This window comes from Streptomyces sp. NPDC036815 (assembly GCF_055609205.1).
The window spans coordinates 68103-84545 of the sequence record NZ_JBVJPW010000005.1; the positions used below are offsets into that span (position 1 = coordinate 68103).

Here is a 16443-nt window from a genome sequence, read left to right on the forward strand (position 1 = left end):
GGGACGACGTACTGCTGCCCACTTCTTTTTCCCGGCGGGGCGGGGAGTTCAAGAAGGGAGTCCGGGAAGGCAGTTCGGGCAGGGAGTCCGGGAAGGCAGTCCGGGAAGGCAGTCCGGGCGGGGAGCTCAGCAGTTGCCCCGCACCGGCTTCCCCGCGAACCGGTCCGCCAGCCACTGGGCCGCGAACGGCGACTGCGTGATCACACCGCTGACGTGCTCGCCGACCGGCACGGTGTGCCACTCCACGTTCGCGCCCCGGGCGCACCAGTCCTCGCGGACCTGCTTGCCCACGCCGTAGGGGATGAGCTCGTCGGCGAGCGCGTGGTACTGGTAGACGGGCGCGTCCGGTTTGACCGTGCCGACCCGCGACTCGTTCAGGCGCTGCTGCCAGTCGGGTTGGTCGAGGGGGTTCTTCGTGGTCATCGACGCGATCGTCTTGAAGGAGCCGAGCACGGCGCCGTCCGCGACGCAGGAGCTCTTCATCGCGCCGACGAGCGCCTTGCCCACCGGGTTCAGATAGGAGTCGAGCTTCAGCTCGGGGAAGGCCGCGTTCTGGCCGATCGCCGCCATGAAGATCAGCCCGGACCCGTACGAGCCGTCGTTGAACTTCGCGACCTTCAGCAGGTCCCCGGGGACGCCGCCGGTCGCCGTGCCCTTGACGGCGAGGTCGGGTGCGTACGAGCCGTGCAGTTCGGCCGCCCACGAAGAGGCCTGGCCGCCCTGCGAGTAGCCCATGATGCCGACGGGCGTGTCCGTGCCGAGGCCCGCCTCGGGCAGCCGGATCGCGGCGCGGGCGGCGTCCAGCATGGCCTGGCCCTCGGCGCGGCCCACCGTGTAGGTGTGGTCGCCGGGGGTGCCGAGGCCCTCGTAGTCGGTGACCGCCACCGCCCAGCCCCGCAGGGTGAGCTGCTGGATGAGATTGGCCTCCACGGCGGTCCCGTAGGGGAAGCCCGCGCTGGGCGCGCAGCGGTCGGCGACGCCGACGGTCCCGACGGCGTACGTGATCAGGGGGCGCGGTCCCTTGTGGCCGTCCTGCGGCACGATGACCGTGCCGGAGACGGTGTTCGGCTCACCCGTGGCCGTGGTCGAGCGGTAGTGGATCTTCCAGGCCTTGGTGTTCGTCGGCTGGCCCGGCAGGGGGTGGAAGCTGCTCGGCGCGGAGCTCACGACGTCGCCGGGGGATCCGGCCGCGGCCGTGCTCCCGTCGGCGTGCGCCACGGTGAGCGGGGTGACGGCCGACAGGCCGAGCGCGGCCACCACGGCCCACGCTCTGACGCCGGTGCGTGTGTGCATGCGGCTCTCCCAACTGTCCTCGGGGGTGGGGGGTGTTGCGGGGGGCTCCTGGGATTCTCCGGAGGTCCCGGGGCTCCCGGGGTGTTCCAGGGGTGCCCCGGCGGTGCTCCGGGGGTGTTCCGGAAACGACCGTAGTGACCTGTGAGTAAGTTCGGGGCTGACCGGGACGCTCACCTTCGTTGACCCCGGCTCGCAGGTGTTCAGGGCGCCGCCCCGGCGCTACGTTCACAGCGGGGGAGCCACGGGCCCCGGTGCGCGTGGACGGGAGCGGCAGCGGTCGCCCGCGCGGACGAGAGCGGCGCCGGCGGGACTCCGCCACCCGACTCCGATCGGAGGACCCTCATGCCGGAAGAGACCAGCCAGCCCCGGCCCACCCGCCTCGAACAGGCGCTGGCCTGCTTCCACGAGGCCCGCGGCCTGGCGGACCCCGAGGAGTCGCCGGGCATCTACGGCATCATCCTGCACGACATCGCCGACACCTACCGTGACGCCCGCGACTTCAAGGAGGCCGCCGAGCACTTCCGGCAGGCCGTCTCGTACAAGCAGCGCGCGGACAATCCGAGTGACCTCGCCACCACGATGACCGCGCTCGCCAACACCCTGGTCGCGCTGGGCGAACGGACCGAGGCGCGGGACGTCCTGGAGCGGCTCGCCGCCGAGGCCGTCCGGATCGAGGACACCGCGCGCCGTGCGGCGGTCCTGCACAACATGGCGATCATCTACGAGGAGTTGGGGCACCTGGGCGTCGAGGGCGCCTTCGCGGACGGGGTCGCCGCCCGGCAGGCCGTGCTCGCCCTCGTCGACGGCGAGAGCGACCCCGGCTGGTACGCCTCCGTGCTCAAGGGCATGGGCGACGCCTACGACGCGCAGGAGATGCTGCCGCAGGCGCACGCCGCCTACGAGGAGGCCGTGCGGTACACGCGGCGCATCGAGGGCAACTCCACCTCGCTGATCACGGTGCTGATCGCGCTCGGCCGCACCAGCCGGCGGCTCGGCAGGCGCGAGGGGGAAGGGGCGCGGGGAGGCGAGGGGGAAGCCGACGGCGCGGTCGTCAACGGCACGGTGTTCGAGGAGTCGGGGGCTCAGCCGTGGGGCACGGACCCGGCGGACGCCCCGTCCCCCGACGAGACGGACGACGAGGAGCCGTAGGGAGGGGGAGGCGGAGAGGGAGGCGGAAGGGGAGAGGGGGCCGAGGGCGGCGGCGGGTCAGGGTTCCGCCCACGCCCCCCGCCGGGCCGCTCCGTCACCGTCCGGTACGCGCCCGGCGTCGTCTCCGTCCGGTACGCGCCCGGCGTCGTCCCCGTCCACCGCCGGAACGCCCGGTGAAAGGCCGTGTCCTCGGAGAAGCCGAGCCGCGCGGCGAGTTCCGCGATCGGCTCGCGGCCCTCCACCAGACCGGCGATTGCCGCGTCGCGCCGCACCGCGTCCTTCAACTGCTGGTACGACGTGGCCTCCTGGGCGAGGCGGCGGCGCAGCGTCGCCGGGCTCACCGCGAGCCGCGCCGCGATCTCGCCGAGCGAGGGCAGCCGCGGCGAGGTGCGCAGCGCGCGGGCGAGGACGCGGCGCACCTGCTCGGCGACGGTGGTGCCGTACTCGCGGCGGGTGAGCAGCTCGAAGGGTGCCCGGCGCAGCATCTCGTCCAGCGCGTCCTCGTCCCTGATCAGCGGCGCGTCCAGCCAGTGCGCGTCGAACCCCGCGCCGGTGCGCTCGGCGCCGAACCGTACGGGGCAGCCGAAGAGCACCTCGTACTCGTCCTTGTGCGGGGGCGGCGGGTGCCCGAACTCGGCCCAGCGCAGCGGGATGCGGCGGCCGATCAGCCAGCTGCACAGGCGGTGCCAGATGATGACGAGGCACTCGGCGAGGAAGTAGTCCTGTTCGAGGTCGTTGCGGACGCCGAACACCGCCTCGTCGCCGCGGCGTTCCAGGACGAGGTCGGGGCCGCCGGGGAACAGGCCGTAGAAGGTGGTGCCCCGCTGCACGGCGGCGCCGAGGTCGTGGCAGCCCAGCGCCGCCCGGCACATCATCGCGAACGTGCCCGGTCTGCTGACGGCGGCGCCGAGGCCGAGGAACTCGTCCTGTGTGGCGCGGTACAACTCCCGGAACAGCCGGGTGAACTGGGGGGCCGTGACCCGGGCCCGGTCGTCGCCGAGGAGCAGCGGAGGGATCTGCGCTCCCCGCAGCAGCGGCACGGTGTCGACGCCGCGCCGTTCGGCGCCGCGCAGCACGGCCCGCACATGGTGCACGGTGATCGTCCGCCTGGCCATGTCACGACGTTAGCGCCGGGAGGGCCGACCCAGAACACCGCGTGGGGCCCGGAACCCCGTCCGCCCGCCTGAGCGCCCCGGTCAGTGGTGCTGACGTTTCCCGTCATCCCGGGGGCCGGGCGCGCTCCCTAGCGTCGTACTCATGCAGCAGACACGCAAGGACCCGAAGGATCCGGCCGAACTGCCCGGCACGCTGGCCCTGCTGGCCGAGTGGGCGGGGGAGCGCCACGGCGAGCTGCCCGCGCTGCGCTTCCGGCGCGAGGGAGCGTGGGCCGAGCTGTCGTACACCGGGCTGCGGGACGCCGCGCGCCGGGTCGGCCGGGGCCTGCTCGCGCTCGGGGTCCGCCCGGACGACCGCGTCGCGGTCCTCGCCGAGACCCGTCCGGAGTGGACCTGGACGCACTTCGGTGTGCTGGCGGCGGGCGCGGTGGTGGTGCCGGTCTACCCGACGGCGGGCGACGAGGAGGTCGCCTGGGTCGTGGCGGACTCGGGGGCCTCGGTGGTGATCTGCGAGGACGAGGCGCAGGCGGCGAAGATCGAACGGCTGCGGGGGCGGCTGCCCGGCGTGCGGCACGTGGTCCTCATGACCCGCGAACCGGCCGAACTCGGGTCGCTGGAGAAGCTGTTGACGCGCGCCGCGACGCGTGGCGGCGAGGACCTGGCCACCATCATCTACACCTCGGGGACCACCGGCCCGCCCAAGGGCTGTCTGCTCACGCACGGCAACCTGCTCGCCGTGCAGGCCGCGTCCGTGCCGCTGGTCGACGGGGGCCCCGGCGACTCGACGTACCTCTACCTGCCGCTCGCCCATCTCCTCGCCCAGCTCATCGAGTTCACGACACTCATCGGGGGCGCCACCCTCACCTTCTTCGGCGGGCGCGTCGAGGACGTCGTCGCCGAGCTGGCCGAGGCGCGGCCCACGCATCTGCCGTCCGTGCCGCGGCTGTTCGAGAAGGTGCGGTCGGTGGTGCTGTCCCTCGCCGAGGCGCAGGAGGGCGGCCGCGCACGGTTCGACGAGGCCGTCCGCATCGGGGTCCTCGCGGCGGACGGGGTGCTGCCCGAGGAGCTCCGGGACGCGTACGAGGCCGCCGACAAGGCGCTCTACGCCCTGGTCAGGCAGGCGCTCGGCGGGCGCGTGCGGTGGGCGCTGACCGGCGGCGCGCCCATCGCGCCGGACACCGTCGACTTCCTGCGGGCCTGCGGCATCGCGGTCTACGAGGGGTACGGGATGACGGAGTCGGCGGGCGTCCTCACCCTCAACCACCCGGGCTCCGTGCGCTACGGGACCGTCGGCCGCCCCGTGGACGGCGTCGAGCTGCGCATCGCCGACGACGGTGAGGTCCTCGCCCGGGGCGCCATGGTCTTCCCCGGCTACCACAACAATCCGCGGGCCACCGGCGACGCCCTCGACGAGGACGGCTGGCTGCACACGGGCGATCTGGGGGAGCTCGACGCGGACGGCTTCCTCACGATCACCGGCCGCAAGAAAGACCTCATCATCACCTCCGGCGGCAAGAACCTCACCCCCTCGCTGAGCGAACTCGCCATCCAGAGCTCGCGGTTCGTCTCCCGCGCCGTGATGGTCGGCGACCGCCGCCCCTACCCGGTCGCCCTCGTCACGCTCGACGCGGAGGAGGTGACCGGCTGGGCGGCGCGGGAAGGGGTGACGCTGACGGAGCCCGCCTCCCGCGACCCGCGCGTACGGGCACTGGTCCGGGAGGCCGTGGAGGCCGCCAACGCGGCCGTCTCGCGCCCCGCCCGCATCCGTGCGTTCGCCGTCCTCGACGAGGACTTCACGGTGGCGGACGGCCTGCTCACGCCGAGCCTGAAGGTGCGCAGGAAGGCGGTGACGGAGCGGTACGCGGGGGTGGTGGAGGAGCTGTACGAGCGGGGCGGGCCCGCGGGGAGGGGCCCGGCGGCGGGCGCTACGAAAGCCCCGCGAGACGCAACAGCGCCGTAGTCGCCGCCGCGCCCACCACGACCACGGCGAACGGCGCCCTGCGCCAGGCGAGCACACCGCCCGCCAGCACTCCGGCGGGCCTGGCCCACCCCGCGAAGTCCTGCCCCTCGGTGAGCGCGCCGGTGGCGAGCAGCGCGACGAGCAGCACCGTGGCGCCGACGGTCAGCAACTCCTGGACACGGGCGGAGAGTTCGACGCGGCCGTGCAGGACGGGCCCGGCGAGGCGGAAGACGTAGGTGCCCGCGGCGAGGGCGAGGACACAGGCGAGCGTGGCGTTCACGAGGCACTCCTCGTCGAGGCGGGACGGGGGCGGCGGGGGCGGCGGGGCCCGCGCCGCGCGGCGAGCAGCCCGAGGAGGGCGAGCAGCACCGGCACGCCCGCGGGCAGCAGCGGGGCGGCGACGACCGCGATGACGGCGCCGGCCGCCGAGGCCCGCCGTGCCGTGCTGTCGGCGCGCAGCGCGGGAAGCACCAGGGCCAGCAGCACCGCGGGGAACGCGGCGTCGAGCCCGAACCGGTCGGTGTCACCGAGTGCGGACCCGGCGAGGGCCCCGACGAGCACGCTGAGGTTCCACGCGACGAACAGGCCGATGCCGGATATCCAGAAGGCCGCCCTGCGCCCGGCGCGGCCCTCCTGGGCGAGGACGAACGCGGCGGTCTCGTCCGTGACGAGGTGGGCGCCGATCAGCCGGGCGGGCCAGGACCGGCCGAGGTCGTCGGCGAGGGCCAGGCTGAACGCCGCCGTGCGGGAGTTGAGCAGCAGCCCGGTGGCGGCCGCGGCCACCGGGCCGCCGCCCGCGGTGAGGATGCCGACCGCGCTGAACTGGGCGGAGCCCGCGTAGACGAGCAGCGACATGACCACGGGGACCCACAGGGGGAGCCCGCCCGAGACGGCGATGGCGCCGAAGGAGACGCCGACGACGGCGTCGGCGAGCCAGACGAGTGCGATGTCGCGCAGGACGCCGGGCGGCAGGTCGGAGACGCGCACGAGGCCCCCGCCCGCCCGTCCCGTTCGGTGCGGTGGGCTGTCTGTTCGGTGTGGCGAACGCATGCGTCGTAGGATGAGCGGAGCGGGCGTCGTTCGTCAAGCCGAACGATCGGCCCGCTCTGCCGAACGCAACGGGGAGAAAGCCGAGGAGAAGCACAGATGACCGACGGGTCCCGCATGCCGCGCGAATGGGTCGCCGCGGCCCTGCGCCGCGAGCGCACCAAGGCCGGACTCTCCCTCTCCGAACTGGCCAAGCGCGCCGGGATCGCCAAGTCCACGCTGTCCCAGCTGGAGGCGGCCACCGGCAATCCCGGCATCGAGACGCTCTGGGCCCTGGCGGTCGCGCTCGGGGTGCCGTTCAGCGTGCTCGTGGAGTCGCCCGCCCCCGCGGTGACGGTGATCCGCGCGGGCGAGGGCCCGACGATGCTCGCCGAGAACTCCTCCTACGCGGGCACGCTGCTCTCGGCGGGCCCGACCGGCGTGCGGCGCGACATCTACCACGGCGCGCTGGAGCCGGGCCCTGCGCGCGAGTCCGCCCCGCACATCCCCGGCTCGGTGGAACACCTGATCCTCAGCACGGGCCGCCTCCTGGCGGGCCCCCAGGGCGAGTCGGTCGAACTGGCCCCCGGCGACTACATGTCCTACCGAGGCGACGTCCCCCACGCCTACGAGGCCCTGACCCCCGCCACGACCTTCGTCTTGATCATGCAACACACGTAGGGGCCGCGGGGAACTGCGCGCTCAGCCCCAACGAACCCGCAGCAGCCCCCGACGCAAAGCCCCCGAACCCACCCAGCCGCCCAAGGCCCAGGGGCCAGCAAAAGGCAGGAGCCCCGCCTCCCCCGCAACCGCGGAGGAGCAGGGCTCCTTGGGTACTGCTCTCAATCTCCGGATCTGGTCACCGGAGCAACCACACGCCCCACTCACGTGAGGCGCCCGATTACATCGGGGTGACGTTCTCCGCCTGCGGGCCCTTCGGACCCTGCGTCACGTCGAAGGAAACGGCCTGGTTCTCCTCGAGGGAGCGGAAGCCGTTCGCGTTGATCGCGGAGTAGTGGACGAAGACGTCCGGGCCGCCGCCTTCCTGGGCAATGAAGCCAAAGCCCTTTTCAGCGTTGAACCACTTCACGGTTCCGGTAGCCATAAGCCCTCCTTGGGCCAAAGGGTTGCCCTGCTCCAGAACCAGCGATTGTTTAAACAACTGCATAAGTCTGAAAACGACGAGAGCCCGCGGAGTTACATGCTCCGCAGGCTCTGTACTGCAAGGGAAACCAAACTGCAACTTGCGGCGAGCTTAGCACGCAGACGGCGGAATGCAATAGGGGGCAAGATCACGTCACCCGGAGGTTTGACGAGGCCCCCGACGGGGTTGACGAGAGGCACGTCGGCGCCCCGGCACCCGCACCGTACCGGATGGGGGCTAGCCTCCCCGATGTGGACAATTCTCCCCTGGACGCCTCCGCGGGGGCAGGCGCCGAACAGCGACACGGCTCCCGCCGCATTCCCCGGCCGCGCGTCGGTCACATCCAGTTCCTGAACTGCCTGCCCCTGTACTGGGGGCTCGCGCGGACCGGGACGCTCCTCGACTTCGAGCTCACCAAGGACACCCCCGAGAAGCTCAGCGAGCAGCTGGTCAGGGGCGAGCTGGACATCGCGCCCGTCACGCTCGTGGAGTTCCTGAAGAACGCCGACGACCTCGTCGCCTTCCCCGACCTCGCGGTCGGCTGCGACGGCCCCGTCATGTCCTGCGTGATCGTCTCGCAGGTGCCGCTGGACCAGCTGGACGGCGCCCGCGTCGCGCTCGGCTCGACCTCGCGGACCTCCGTACGCCTCGCGCAGCTGCTGCTCGCCGAGCGGCACGGCGTGCGGCCCGACTACTACACCTGCCCGCCCGACCTGGGGCTGATGATGCAGGAGGCGGACGCCGCCGTCCTCATCGGCGACGCGGCGCTGCGCGCCAACCTGATCGACGGGCCGCGCCTCGGCCTGGACGTCTACGACCTCGGGCAGATGTGGAAGGACTGGACGGGCCTGCCGTTCGTCTTCGCCGTCTGGGCGGCGCGGCGCGAGTACGCGGCGCGCGAGCCGGAGGTCGTGCGCGAGGTGCACAAGGCGTTCCTCTCCTCCCGCGACCTCTCCCTGGACGAAGTGACGAAGGTGGCCGAGCAGGCCGCGCGCTGGGAGTCCTTCGACGCCGGCGTCCTGGAGCGGTACTTCACGACGCTCGACTTCCGCTTCGGCGGCGAGCAGCTGGCGGGCGTCACCGAGTTCGCCCGCAGGGTCGGCCCGACGACCGGCTTCCCCGCCGACGTGGAAGTGGCACTGCTGAGTCCCTGACCGGGGACGTGAACGTACGGGAATTCGCCTTGACGAAATCGGGGGCGCCGTCCGTCGTCCAGGCGTCCATTCCGGGCCGCCCGGTATATCGCCGCCGCCGCAATAGTTCTTTGCGTCCGGATTGAGTACGGGCATCACCACGGTGAACGGCAGGCTCTTCCGGTAATTGCCGGGATAGCCGTTGCCGCCGGGCAGGGCTATCCGCCCATACCCATACCTTGCCGGTGAATCCGGGACTTACGGTCATTGCGCACAGGGAGGGGGGAACGCGGGCAGGGGCGTTCCCCACCGGCTTCCGCACTACGCTGATCCGCAGTGCTGACCCGCGCGAGGTGTCCGGCGGCACGCCTGGGGGAGGTCAAGGTCATGCATCCGCTCGAAGCCGACGAACCCACCGCGATCGGGCCCTACCGGCTGCTCGGCCGGCTCGGCTCGGGCGGCATGGGCCGGGTCTACCTCGGCCGCAGCGCGGGCGGCCGCACGGTCGCCGTGAAGATCGTCCACCCGCACTTCGCGCTCGACGAGGAGTTCCGCGCCCGCTTCCGCCGCGAGGTCGACGCCGCGCGCCGGGTCGGCGGCGACTGGACGGCGCCCGTCCTGGACGCGGACCCGGAGGCGCCCGTGCCGTGGGTCGCCACGGGGTACGCGGCCGGGCCCTCGCTCACGGATGCGGTGCGCGAGGGCGCGCCGCTGCCCGGACACTCCGTACGCGTCCTCGGCGCCGGTCTCGCCGAGGCGCTGGCGCACGTGCACGCGCTGGGGCTCGTCCACCGCGACGTGAAGCCGTCGAACGTCCTGCTCACGCTCGACGGGCCGCGCCTCATCGACTTCGGCATCGCCCGCGCCACGGACGGCACGGCCTCGCTCACCTCCACCGGCGTCTCCATCGGCTCGCCCGGCTACATGCCGCCCGAGCAGATCCTCGGCAAGACCGTCACGGGCGCGGCCGACGTCTTCTCGCTGGGCGCGGTCCTGGTGTACGGGGCGACGGGGGAGTCACCTTTCCCCGGTGACTCGTCGGCCGCCCTGCTCTACAAGGTCGTCCACGAGGAGCCCGAACTGGGCGCCCTGACCGGCGAGTTGCGGGACGTCGCGGCCGCCTGCCTCGCCAAGGACCCGGCCGCCCGGCCCGCGCCCGGCGACCTCGCCCGCCGCCTGGCCCCCGAGGGCGCGGCCCGGCTCGTGGCCGCCGGATGGCTGCCGGGGCCCGTGGTGGAGCGGGTGAGCAGGCGTGCGGTGCGGCTGCTCGACCTGGACACGGGAGCGGGGGCGGGGGCGGGAGCGGCCGTCGGACCCGCGCCGGTGGACGCGCCCTCCGGCCCCGTGGCGTTCGAGTCCGCCGCCGCCCAGGGGGAGTTCGGACCTCCGGACCCCTCGTACGTGGCCTCCGCCGGGTTCGCGGACCGGCCCCCGCCCCCGCAGGCGCCCGCCCCCGTGCCGGAGCCCCGCGCCGAGTCCCGGGCGGACACCCGCCCGCCGGGCAGGTTCTCCGTCTCCGTGGCCGCGACGTCCGCACCGGAGGGCGCGAACGGCCGCGGGCGCAGAGTGAGTTGTACGGTCGCGCTCGCCGTGGCCGGGGCGCTGGCCGCCGTCACCGTCGGCTCGGTCTTCGTCTTCGGGATGCTGCCGGACGACAACGACACGTCGCAGGACGCGGGGGAGCAGCCCCCGGCGGCGACCACGGCGCCCAGCGAGCCGGGTGACTCCGCGGACGGCGGCAAGGTCCCCGGGGCCTACCTCGGCACGTGGCGCGGCAAGGCCGACGCGAGCGGCGGCACGGTCCCCCTCGGCACGTTCACGGTCACCCTGCGCCAGACGAAGCCGGGGCAACGGCTCGGCACGGTGGTGCAGCACGACCCGATCGGCAACACGTGCACGGACGTCCTGACCCTCAAGTCGGCCACGGAGAAGGAAGTCGTGGCGACGGGCAAGGGGGCGGAGAACAACGGCGGCCAGTGTTCCCAGACCGCGCACACGGTCTACCTCCGGCCGGACGGCGGGAGCCTCGCGTACACGTCGGACGATCCGGGGGCGGGGGACCCGAAGGCGCGGCTCACTCCGGTGAACTGAGCTCCGGCGCACCGAGCCCTGGTGGGCTGAGCTCCGGTGAGCTGCGCTCCGCCGGTGCGCGGCGGGCGCGCCGCCTCCTGACGTACAGGTAGGCGAGCCAGCCGCCCGCCGCCGCGCAGAGCAAGGCCGCCGCGATCCCGGGCGCCCACAGGTAGGGGTACTGCTCGTGGACCCAGCAGGCCCCGCCGCGCTCGAAGCAGTCCGGCCTCCTGCGGCGGCGCTTGGGGCGGCTCGCCCCGAGGTCGAGCAGGAGCAGCAGACACGACAGCGCCACGCCCGGCAGCGCCGCGGCCGCCCACCCGGTCGAACGGAGCGGTTCTTTCTTCCAGTTCGCCCGGCTGAGCGGGGCGATGACCGCGGCCGCGGCGGGCGGGGTGAGGAGCCCGATGGTGACCGCGAAGCCGTAGCCGCCGCCGGGCCAGGCGGGCGCGACCTCGCCCCACAGCGTCGCGTTCCAGGCCATGCCCGCCAGGGCGAACAGGACCACCACCACGAGCACGGTGAGGCACATCAGGGTGCCGAAGAGCCAGTTGTTCTCCTCACCCTCCTCACCCTCCTCACCCTTCTCCGACCGCTTCCGCCTGCCCGGCTGACGGCCCGCCGTCCGCGCCCCCGGCACGTGCGCGTACCGCAGCGCGGGCCCCGCGGCACGCCGCCGTGCCTTCTTCGCCGAACCGCCCACGAGACCCCCGCTCCTGTACCTGGATGCTGACGACTGCCCGCGCGCTGACAGCCATCCGAACGCTGACGACCATCCGGACGCTGACAACCACCCGAACGCTTACAACGGCGTCGTCAGCGTCGCCAGTTCACCGTTGCCGAGGTGCAGCATGCCCTTGCCGGGGGTGATCGGTCCGCCGACCAGGCTGCGCGAGATCCGCAGCCCGATCAGGTCGCCGCTGGAGCTGTCCTGCGGGGAGAGCAGGATGCCGCGGCGGCCCTTCTTCACGTCGACCTGCCAGCCCGAGAAGCCGCTGCAGACGTCCTCCTCGTCACCGGCGAGCACCAGGGCGAGGCCCTGATCGGCGCCGCGCTGGACGATCCGCTTGAACTGGCTCGCCGCGTCCGCGTCCTCCAGCATCTCCGCGTCGTCGATGAGGACGACGACCGGCTCCTCGCGGGACGCGTCCGCCTCGTCGATGAGCTCCTCGAACTCGTCCTCGTCGATGTCGTCCCCGGTGAAGACCTTCAACACGCCCTCGGTGCCCTCCAGTTCCCGCAGCGGGGACTGGCGCGGGGCGGCGACGACGAGCCGTACGCCCTGCGAGCGGAACGAGCGCGCCATGTTCATCAGGACCGTCGAGCGCCCCGACTTGGCCGGGCCCGCGATGACGAACGCGGGCACGCCCTGCGCCAGGTCGGGCCCGTAGCCCATGACCTCGTCACCGCCGATGCCTACCAGCGCCCACAGCTTGGAGCGCGAGGCGTCCGGGTCGCGCAGCTCCCACGCCTCTTCGAAGGAGACCCGGCTCGGCAGCGTGTCGACGCGGAACGGGCGCAGGCCGCGCGGTACGTCAGCGTCGCGGGCCGCGGCCCGCTCGCCGATCGCGGCGATCGCCGCGGCCTGCCCCTGGCCCGTGGAGTCCTCGGAGAGCAGCGCGAACTGCGTCTCCGTGCCGCTCTCGTTCCGGAAGGCGCGACCGGGCGCGATCTCCTCGGGGACCTTGCGGGCCGGGATGCCGAGCATCGAGAAGTCGGAGCGGTCCGCGAGGCGCAGGCCGTACTTGTCCTCGGTGAGGGAGGAGATGCGGCCCACCAGGATCTGCCGGTCACCCGTCATGACCATGTGGATGCCGACGCTCGCGCCCTCTCGCATGATCGTGGTGATCTCGTCGGTCAGCGAACCGTGGTCGAGCTCGCCGAGCGTGGGCAGCCAGCCCTCCCAGCGGTCGAGCAGCACGACCAGGTGCGGAAGGCGCTCGTCCACGGCTGCGTCGGCCCGCTGCTCGCCGATGTCCGCGTACCCCTTGTCGGCCAACAGGTCCTGGCGGCGGGTGAGTTCACCCTTGAGGCGGTTGATGAGGCGCACCACGCGCTCGGTCTGGTTGCGCCCGACGACGGCGCCGCAGTGCGGCAGCCGGGTCAGCGCGTTCAGCGCGCCGTTGCCGCAGTCGATGCCGTACATGTGGACGTCGGCGCAGGAGTGCGTGCGGGCCAGGGAGCCCGCGATGGTCCGCAGGACCTGCGAGCGGCCGGAGCGCGGGGCGCCGCCGATCATCAGGTGGCCGAAGCTCGCGAAGTCCACGACGACCGGGCGGCGCGCCTGGTCGGCGGGCAGGTCCTCGACGCCGTACGCGGCGGGTGTGAGCGCGCCGGGCGCCGTGCGCGGCGCGGGCACCGGGATCTCGTCGAGCAGCAGGGTCTCGCCGAGCGCGGGCAGCCACGGGCTGTGCTGGGCGGGGATGCCGAGCGTGCGGTTGGCCTCGATGATCTCGTCGACCAGGACCTTCAGGTCGGTGATCTCCTCCTCCTCGCGGGCCTGGGTCTTCGGCTTCACCAGCGAGGCTCGGCCGAGCTCGGACCAGTCCAGGGTGTCGACCCAGGGGGCGAGGAGGGCGGGGTCGGCGGCGCCGGGGCGACGGCCGCCGACGCGTCCCGACTGGAAGGGCACGAGGGAGGCGTGCCCGAGCCGCACGTACGCCCGGCCCGGGGTGCTCTTGGAGATGTGCCCGGCCTCGGGGGAGTCGATGACGTCGCTCGACTCGCCGCCGTCGGTCACGCGCAGCGCGATGCGGAGGTTGGTGTTGGCGCGGATCTCGGGCGACACGACACCGGAGGGCCGCTGCGTGGCGAGCAGCAGGTGGATGCCGAGCGAACGGCCTCGCTGGGCGATGTTGACCAGACCCGTCACGAAGTCGGGCAGGTCACGCACCATGGAGGCGAACTCGTCGATGACGATGAGGAGTCGCGGCACGGGCGCGTGCGACGGGTCGCGCCGCACCAGGTCCTGGTAGTCCTCGATGTCCTTGGCGTCGGCGTCGGCGAGGATGTGCTCGCGCCGCTTCAGCTCGGCGCCGAGCGATTCGAGGGCGCGCTCGACGAGGTGCGCGTCGAGGTCGGTGACCATGCCGACGGTGTGCGGCAGCTTCACACAGTCCTTGAACGCGGAGCCGCCCTTGTAGTCGACGAGGACGAACGTCATGTTCTCCGGGGTGTTGGCCACGGCCAGCGCCGCCACGATCGTCTGCAGCAGCTCCGACTTGCCGGAACCGGTGGTACCCGCGATCAGACCGTGCGGGCCGTCCTTGCGCATGTCGATGCCGAAGGCACCGTCGTACGACTCGCCGATGACGGCCATCGTCGACTGGCCGCCCGCCTGCCAGCGCGCGGTGATCGCGGCGGACGTCGGCGGCTCGAGCTGCAGCACGTCCAGGAGCCTGCTGGACCCCGGCAGCGCGGAGTCCTCGGTCTCCCCGCTGATGTCGCGCAGGGGCGAGACCGCCCGCGCCAGGCGCAGGCACCAGGCGGGGGTCACGAAGTCGGGCCGTACGTCGCGCAGCCGCTCCGCGCCCGACATTTCGACGCGCAGCCGCAGCTCGCGCGGGGCGCCGGCCCGGCGGGTGTCGGGCGCGGTGTGGTGCCAGGCCTGGAAGGACGGGAAGCCGCCGGGGGCCTGCGGGGGCCGGGCGGGCGCGTCCGGCACGCCGGGGGACACCGGCATGCCCGCCCCATCCGCGTACGCGTGGGGGTCCGGCTTCGGTTCGGCGACCACGAAGGCCTGGCACTCACCGGGCAGGAACCGCTCCTCGGTGTCGAGGCAGAGCGCGTACATGTGCACCGCGGGCCCCTCGCGCAGCAGCCGCACCACGCCGGGCAGCGACCGCAGCCGCCGCGAGCCGTCCCACACCACGACGATGTCCGGGTCGGAGAAGTTCGCGCCCTGGCCCTTGTTGTCCTCGGCGGCCTTCACGCGCGCGTCGAGGATCTGCGTCAGCTCACCGATGCGGGCGCCGACGGTCTCGGCGTCCGTGCCGATGAGGACGTTGACGTCCTGCCCGCCCGACGGCCGGGCGTGCGGCAGCCACCGCACCCAGTCCCAGCTGTCCTTGGCCGTGTTCTCGGTGAGTACGTAGAACTGCACGTCCATCGGGCTGTGCAGCGTCGCGGTCTGCGCGACGGCCCAGCGCCCGAGCGCGGTGGCGGAGTCGTCGGGCCCGGCTATGCCGATGACCCCGAGCCCCTTCAGCGGCAGCGCGACGGGCGCGTCCTCTATCTTCCAGGTCACCTGCCGCCGGTGCTCGTCCTTCTCAGGGTCGTCGAGCACGACCTCGGAGGGCAACTGGCCGGTCCCGAACCGCAGGAGCAGGTGGTCGCCGTCGGTCCGCCGCCGCTCCCACAGCCGCGTACGGGGCCCGGTGCCGAGCGCGAGCACGGCGGCGGGGTCGGGCACGGCGTTGCGCCGGTCGAGCCGCTCGGCGACCAGCGCGTCCTGCGCGTCCTTCTCGATCCGCGCCTTCGTCTCCTTGTACTCCTTGACCTGCTTCGCATGGGACTTGCGCCCGTGCTTCTTGTCCATGAAGTAGTTGCCGAAGAGCATGATCGGGCTGAGCCCCGCCATGATCAGGTAGTACCAGCGATTGAAGATCATCGCTGCCACGACGGCGCCGACCAGCGGGAACAGCGCCATCAGCCACGGCAGCGGCCGCGCCTCGAACTCGCGGGGCGGGGCGGGCAGCCGGAAGGTGGTCTGCCGCTCGGGCGGGCGCAGCCGCGGGGGCCGGTTGTAGTCGAGCCCCGCGCCGTCCTCGGACCACTTGAGGGCGGCGTTCGGGGGCGTGTAGCGGACGAGTTCGAGGAGGGTGTTGCCGACGGCGATCTGCGCGCCGAGCGGCCACGGGACGGTGTCGCGCCGCCCTGCCGCCCGAGCCTTGGCCCGCGCCTCCTTCCACTCCCGCCTCTCCTGCTTGTCCCGCTTCTCCCGGGCCTTCCTGTCCTTCTTGGACTCGCCCTCGGGCGCGGGCGTCCCGGCCGGCTCGGGCTCCTCCTTCTCCACCCCGAAGGGCTCACCGTCGAGGGTGACGCCCTCCTTGTCCTCCGCCTCCCCGTGCAGGGTGGCCCGGCAGGTGCCGTCGGTTGCAACTGACAACGTCAGGGCGCGGGCCGGCATCTCCGGATCGTCGACACGGATGTACGCGGCGGGCCCGCTGCCGATGTCGTACCGCCCGATGCCGAGCCGGTGCACGGAGCCCGCGGCGGCCCCGCTCGCCACGCGCAGCTCGACCAGCCCCGAGGGCTCTCCCGGCAGGCACCCCGCGGGGTCGTCGAGGCTGACGACGGCGCCCTCGCGCAGCGGCGAGGTGACGACGGTCGCGGTGGGATCGACGGCGTACCCGTCGACGTAGATCACCGGCGCGCCACCGCCCGGCACCTGCTGCCCCTGTCCGATCGGAATGATCTGCGCGCCGCTGCGGCCGGTCTGCCGGGCCAGTTCCACCGCGATGTCCTGCACGGTGGACTCGGGATCGGCGTCGAGAACCACGTCGGCGGAGCCCCCGCCGAACGGATCGACGACGGTCAGAGTCAGGCGCACGA

Annotated in this window: 12 protein-coding genes; 5 read left to right on the forward strand and 7 right to left on the reverse strand. The window is 73.2% G+C overall.

What is annotated here, in order from left to right:
• Positions 1–126: 126 nt before the first annotated feature.
• Positions 127–1293 carry a lipase family protein gene (locus ACZ69I_RS13350; RefSeq protein WP_470832147.1) on the reverse strand — a complete coding sequence of 389 codons (1167 nt, stop codon included), beginning with the start codon at positions 1291–1293 and terminating at the stop codon, positions 127–129.
• Between the two features lie 342 nt (positions 1294–1635).
• On the opposite strand from ACZ69I_RS13350, the gene ACZ69I_RS13355 reads away from it, so the two are divergent.
• Positions 1636–2442 carry a tetratricopeptide repeat protein gene (locus tag ACZ69I_RS13355; RefSeq protein WP_470832149.1) on the forward strand — a complete coding sequence of 269 codons (807 nt, stop codon included), beginning with the start codon at positions 1636–1638 and terminating at the stop codon, positions 2440–2442.
• Here the strand turns inward: ACZ69I_RS13355 and ACZ69I_RS13360 are convergent.
• Positions 2376–3557 (reverse strand): AraC family transcriptional regulator, encoded by a 1182-nt coding sequence (locus tag ACZ69I_RS13360; protein WP_470832151.1) that lies wholly within the window; start codon positions 3555–3557, stop codon positions 2376–2378. The two genes, ACZ69I_RS13355 and ACZ69I_RS13360, sit on opposite strands and share 67 nt — an antisense overlap.
• Positions 3558–3699: 142 nt before the next feature.
• Between ACZ69I_RS13360 and ACZ69I_RS13365 the strand changes: the two genes are divergently transcribed.
• Positions 3700–5517: an AMP-dependent synthetase/ligase gene (locus ACZ69I_RS13365; RefSeq protein ID WP_470832153.1), complete on the forward strand. Its 1818-nt coding sequence runs from the start codon at positions 3700–3702 to the stop codon at positions 5515–5517.
• On the opposite strand, the gene ACZ69I_RS13370 is transcribed toward ACZ69I_RS13365, so the two are convergent.
• Both ACZ69I_RS13370 and ACZ69I_RS13375 read right to left on the reverse strand, forming a co-directional pair.
• Positions 5483–5797, reverse strand: a complete 315-nt coding sequence (locus tag ACZ69I_RS13370; protein ID WP_467670653.1) for an AzlD domain-containing protein — start codon at positions 5795–5797, stop codon at positions 5483–5485. The genes ACZ69I_RS13365 and ACZ69I_RS13370 overlap by 35 nt on opposite strands.
• Positions 5794–6567 (reverse strand): AzlC family ABC transporter permease, encoded by a 774-nt coding sequence (locus ACZ69I_RS13375; protein WP_470832155.1) that lies wholly within the window; start codon positions 6565–6567, stop codon positions 5794–5796. Before ACZ69I_RS13375 ends, ACZ69I_RS13370 begins: the two co-directional genes overlap by 4 nt.
• A gap of 96 nt (positions 6568–6663) precedes the next feature.
• Between ACZ69I_RS13375 and ACZ69I_RS13380 the strand changes: the two genes are divergently transcribed.
• Positions 6664–7224 carry a helix-turn-helix domain-containing protein gene (locus ACZ69I_RS13380; protein ID WP_467670649.1) on the forward strand — a complete coding sequence of 187 codons (561 nt, stop codon included), beginning with the start codon at positions 6664–6666 and terminating at the stop codon, positions 7222–7224.
• Positions 7225–7444: 220 nt separating this feature from the next.
• Here the strand turns inward: ACZ69I_RS13380 and ACZ69I_RS13385 are convergent, their stop codons facing one another.
• Positions 7445–7648: a cold-shock protein gene (locus ACZ69I_RS13385; protein WP_006138897.1), complete on the reverse strand. Its 204-nt coding sequence runs from the start codon at positions 7646–7648 to the stop codon at positions 7445–7447.
• A gap of 290 nt (positions 7649–7938) precedes the next feature.
• Between ACZ69I_RS13385 and ACZ69I_RS13390 the strand changes: the two genes are divergently transcribed.
• Both ACZ69I_RS13390 and ACZ69I_RS13395 read left to right on the forward strand, forming a co-directional pair.
• Positions 7939–8841, forward strand: coding sequence for a menaquinone biosynthetic enzyme MqnA/MqnD family protein (locus ACZ69I_RS13390; RefSeq protein WP_470832158.1), 903 nt, complete (start codon positions 7939–7941; stop codon positions 8839–8841).
• 366 nt (positions 8842–9207) lie between these two features.
• Positions 9208–10911 carry a serine/threonine-protein kinase gene (locus tag ACZ69I_RS13395; protein ID WP_470832160.1) on the forward strand — a complete coding sequence of 568 codons (1704 nt, stop codon included), beginning with the start codon at positions 9208–9210 and terminating at the stop codon, positions 10909–10911.
• On the opposite strand, the gene ACZ69I_RS13400 is transcribed toward ACZ69I_RS13395, so the two are convergent.
• Both ACZ69I_RS13400 and ACZ69I_RS13405 read right to left on the reverse strand, forming a co-directional pair.
• Positions 10895–11593, reverse strand: a complete 699-nt coding sequence (locus ACZ69I_RS13400) for a hypothetical protein (protein ID WP_470832161.1) — start codon at positions 11591–11593, stop codon at positions 10895–10897. The two genes, ACZ69I_RS13395 and ACZ69I_RS13400, sit on opposite strands and share 17 nt — an antisense overlap.
• A 99-nt stretch (positions 11594–11692) precedes the next feature.
• Complete coding sequence (locus ACZ69I_RS13405; protein ID WP_470832163.1) at positions 11693–16441, reverse strand: FtsK/SpoIIIE domain-containing protein; 4749 nt, start codon at positions 16439–16441, stop codon at positions 11693–11695.
• Between the last annotated feature and the right edge of the window lie 2 nt (positions 16442–16443).

What these genes read in the sequence shown, in the direction of transcription:
- ACZ69I_RS13350 (WP_470832147.1), bottom strand. Translation starts at nt 1,293, where the DNA reads ATGCACACACGCACCGGCGTCAGAGCGTGGGCCGTGGTGGCCGCGCTC.
- ACZ69I_RS13385 (WP_006138897.1), bottom strand. Translation starts at nt 7,648, where the DNA reads ATGGCTACCGGAACCGTGAAGTGGTTCAACGCTGAAAAGGGCTTTGGC.
- ACZ69I_RS13360 (WP_470832151.1), bottom strand. Translation starts at nt 3,557, where the DNA reads ATGGCCAGGCGGACGATCACCGTGCACCATGTGCGGGCCGTGCTGCGC.
- ACZ69I_RS13380 (WP_467670649.1), top strand. Translation starts at nt 6,664, where the DNA reads ATGACCGACGGGTCCCGCATGCCGCGCGAATGGGTCGCCGCGGCCCTG.
- ACZ69I_RS13395 (WP_470832160.1), top strand. Translation starts at nt 9,208, where the DNA reads ATGCATCCGCTCGAAGCCGACGAACCCACCGCGATCGGGCCCTACCGG.
- ACZ69I_RS13355 (WP_470832149.1), top strand. Translation starts at nt 1,636, where the DNA reads ATGCCGGAAGAGACCAGCCAGCCCCGGCCCACCCGCCTCGAACAGGCG.
- ACZ69I_RS13375 (WP_470832155.1), bottom strand. Translation starts at nt 6,567, where the DNA reads ATGCGTTCGCCACACCGAACAGACAGCCCACCGCACCGAACGGGACGG.
- ACZ69I_RS13365 (WP_470832153.1), top strand. Translation starts at nt 3,700, where the DNA reads ATGCAGCAGACACGCAAGGACCCGAAGGATCCGGCCGAACTGCCCGGC.